This window comes from Limnospira sp. PMC 1279.21 (genome assembly GCF_032349615.1).
Lineage (GTDB): Bacteria > Cyanobacteriota > Cyanobacteriia > Cyanobacteriales > Microcoleaceae > Limnospira > Limnospira fusiformis.
Window position 1 is genome coordinate 83209 of record NZ_JARPLU010000002.1, and the last position, 3823, is coordinate 87031.

Annotated in this window: 4 protein-coding genes; 1 reads left to right on the plus strand and 3 read right to left on the minus strand. The window is 46.3% G+C overall.

Going from position 1 to position 3823, the window contains the following annotated elements; translation table 11 throughout:
• Positions 1-105: 105 nt before the first annotated feature.
• Positions 106-537: a universal stress protein gene (locus tag P5683_RS00780; protein WP_006622993.1), complete on the minus strand. Its 432-nt coding sequence runs from the start codon at positions 535-537 to the stop codon at positions 106-108.
• 6 nt (positions 538-543) lie between these two features.
• Positions 544-1707, minus strand: a complete 1164-nt coding sequence (locus P5683_RS00785; protein ID WP_006622994.1) for a YihY/virulence factor BrkB family protein — start codon at positions 1705-1707, stop codon at positions 544-546.
• A 255-nt stretch (positions 1708-1962) separates the two neighbouring features.
• Between P5683_RS00785 and P5683_RS00790 the strand changes: the two genes are divergently transcribed.
• Positions 1963-2442, plus strand: a complete 480-nt coding sequence (locus P5683_RS00790) for a hypothetical protein (protein WP_315638541.1) — start codon at positions 1963-1965, stop codon at positions 2440-2442.
• 84 nt (positions 2443-2526) lie between these two features.
• Here P5683_RS00790 and thrC read toward each other — a convergent pair whose 3' ends face one another.
• Positions 2527-3618 carry a threonine synthase gene (gene thrC, locus P5683_RS00795; RefSeq protein WP_046318724.1) on the minus strand — a complete coding sequence of 364 codons (1092 nt, stop codon included), beginning with the start codon at positions 3616-3618 and terminating at the stop codon, positions 2527-2529.
• Positions 3619-3823 lie beyond the last annotated feature (205 nt).

Here is a 3823-nt window from a genome sequence, read left to right on the forward strand (position 1 = left end):
GGGATGACGCACCATAGAGGTTATATGAATCCCAACCCGATAATTTGGGGATGACCCACCATGGAAGCCCTAGCGCAGCATTACCGAGGGGTGGTAGATATGGTATTAGGTTTCATGAAGTAATAAAACCGCACATTCAGCCAACCTAGCGACTTGTTCTGCGACCGACCCCATTAACACCCGTTTAACGCCAGTATAGCCGTGGGTAGGCATAACAATTAACTCTATGTTTTGAGCTTTAGCATAATCGACAATTTCATGGCTAGGCGTACCAATTAAAACCGTGACCTTTGCGCCATCAAATCCTCTTTTAATCAACTCATTGTTCAAAGCGTCTTCTGCGTGTTGTTGTCGAGACTGAGGACTAACTGATTGCCACATAGAGCCAGGTTCTGCGGGGTGTAATTTAGGCAAAATATGGATAACATGGAGTTGAGATATATGGGGGACAAACTCTCGGGCTGGGGATAAAGCGGCAAAAGAAAGTTCAGAGAAATCGATAGGGACTAATACCGCATTTTTATTAAACCAACTCATCAGTTACTATCCTTTACTATCCTCTTGTGTTTTTCTACGACGAATTTCATCTCCTACTGTGGAATTTAATTGCGCCCCCAGAAGCACTACTAGGGAACTAATATTTAACCATAACAGCAGAACAATAAAAGTGCCGAGCGCACCATAGAGAACATTATAATACTCAGACTGGTAAACATACCAGCGAAATAAATTAGAGATTAAAGCCCAAAAAATCGCGGCCAGAATTGAGCCAGGAATTAAGGGAGTTTTAGGCTTTCGGTAACTAGGGCCATAGCGATATATCAGAGCAAAGTTAGTGGAGACAATGCCGAGGGTAATTGGCCATTGTAGACGATTCCAAGTATCCAATAATGTTGATTGAAGCAAACAATCTTGGACAGGTTCTTGAGCTAAACACATATCAATTTTATCGAGGGGACAATTACCCACTGTTTCTAAGATGCAACTTTTGCGGGCAAGAATTTCCACCAAAAAATCACTAATAAAGACCGCCCCTGATGCCATAATCAACAGCAATAATGTACCCAAAGTCAAAGCGATCGCAATTAATTTTGACTTCCAAACAGGTCTAATTTTGTCTGGTGGCACTTGATGAATTCTATTAAGGGCTTCCATCGCGGAACTAATCACCCCAGAAAACAGCCAAATAGAAATAATAAAACTAAACGAAAATAGTCTAGGGCTAAGACTTCTTCCCGATTGGCTCATAGTTGCCCCAATCAATTTTTGCACTTGTTCTGGTACGACTTCCCCTAACAAATTCGCCATTTCCAATAGGGTTGATTGTAGAGATGGATTGGAACTAATAGCGGCTAACAGAGCAAAAAGAGCGGGAACCAGTGCTAAGGTAGAGTGATAAGCCATTTCGGCAGACAAACCGTATAACCGTTGTTGAACAGTACGAACTCCTAAACTATGAATAGTCTGCCAATTGAGGTAGGTAAAGAATAGAACAAAATCCACCACGCGCTTTTTGATTTGACGACCTAGCCACCATAGGCATTTGAAAAGGATAATCAGCAGATCGGCGGTTTTGGCTGCTACCCACTCAAACCCCAGATACCATGCTTTACGGTTGAGTATCCATAGGGTTTTCAATCCCTGTAGCAGGGTTAACAGCAGCTTCCATAGCAGGTGTAGGATGATTAATAACAGGTTAACTACCATTTCAGCAGCACAGTCTATTATCTGGTTGAAACTTGGCAGCTTGAACCGACAGTGCAATATTGCCCTATTTAGGTGATATAAAAATTGGCAGGGCAATGCGAGTAGCATTTTGCGGGTTGGGGGAAATTTAACCAGGGCTACTTTATAGTATGACCTGTTGTGGAAGGTTTAACACAGAGACAGGGTGTTACTGATGGTTTAAACTTCCCCAGGGATTCAATGTTTCCGGTTGCTTATGGATTTTTAGGTTGAGTTATGAATCAGGATATTAGACAATGGTTGGATGAAATTAAGCGATTGCAAGAGCAGTTAGGACAACTGCGATCCGATCGCGATCAGGCTTTAGCCAGTGCCGACCAGTGGCGAGAGCGTTATAATACCGAAGCCCAGCAGCGCCGAGAAGAGGTGCGCCGCCATCAAGATGCGATCGCTCAACTGCGCCGAGAACTTGAACAACTACAGAATAAGTTTGGGGTTGCTAAAAACGAGATTCTGACGCGAGTACAAACCGAGCGGGAGGTTGAGGGCTTAGAAACCGTGGAGGAATTGAAAAATAAGATTATCCAGATTACCCTAGAACGCGATCGCGCTAGGGAACAGGTCTACCAAATAACGGCAGCCCTAGAGAAAGAGAAAGCCGATCACCTAGAAACCCGCAACAGTCTCACTACCGCTTTAGGGGATACCATGGACTTGCTCACCAAGGCTCAAAATGCCGGAAAGTCCAATAGTTAATAGTCCGGTATGGGAAACTCGGCGCTACAGTACGGCTACAGGAGGGGGGGGTGGCACTGGAGTTGAGCAACCCCCTCCCATTGGCTAAAATCCCATAGCTTTAGCTACTGCGTCCAAATTAGCAGCAATACCCTCTTTAGTGGGGTTATTACTGTGTTTGATAGCCACGTCGGGGTCTTTTAACCCATTACCTGTTAAGACACAAACTACAGTGGCTCCTGCTGGTACTTGGTCTTTGACTTTCAGCAGTCCAGCTACGGAGGAGGCGCTGGCGGGTTCACAGAAGATGCCTTCTTGGGAGGCTATAAGGCGATAGGCGTTGAGGATTTCTTCGTCAGTAACGGCGCTAAAACTGCCTTGGCTGGCTGATTGGGCTGCTATAGCCATATCCCAACTGGCGGGGTTGCCGATACGAATGGCGGTGGCGATAGTTTCGGGATGGGTGACTGGGTGACCATTAACTATGGGGGCGGCTCCGGCTGCTTGAAATCCCATCATCCTAGGGAGGCGATCGCATTTTCCTTCTGAATGATACTGACAAAATCCCATCCAGTAGGCGGTGATATTTCCGGCATTTCCCACAGGGATACACAACCAATCGGGTGCATCACCTAAAGCGTCTACCACTTCAAAGGCGGCGGTTTTTTGTCCTTCCAAGCGATAGGGGTTCACCGAGTTAACTAGGGTGACAGGATATTGGCGGGAAACCTCCCGCACAATGGTTAGGGCTTCGTCAAAGTTTCCTTCGATAGCTAAGACTTCCGCACCATAAAGGAGAGCTTGGGCTAGTTTCCCCAGGGCTACATAACCCAATGGAATCAGGACAAATGCTTTTAATCCGGCACGACGCGCATAGGCTGCCGCTGATGCTGAGGTGTTACCTGTACTGGCACAAATGACGGCTTTGGCTCCCTCTTCTTTGGCTTTGGATATAGCCATAGTCATCCCCCGGTCTTTAAATGACCCAGTGGGGTTCAATCCGTCATATTTCACATACACCTGCACCTGTTTTCCGATTTCGGCGGCAATGGTGGGGACTGGAATTAGGGGGGTATTACCTTCTTGCAGGGTGACAACGGGGGTGGCTGAGGTAACAGGTAGATAGTCCCGGTATGCTTCAATCAGACCGGGCCAGATATTGAGTTTTCTTTCAGTTGCGGGCAAAGTCAGGGTCATTTCAATGTTACAGTTTGTTGTTTTGGGCTCAATTTACTTGACTTTTCAAGGTTGCCGTGCTATATAACTTGGGGCTAATGGGTTAATCAGCCCTTGAGTCTTACTCAGGTGAAAACGGTTTCGCGCCTGTCACGTAAAACTCCTGGGAAGGTTGGAAGCTCCGTGATTGATCACGGAGAGGAAAACCGACTCAAGCGGCTGACCC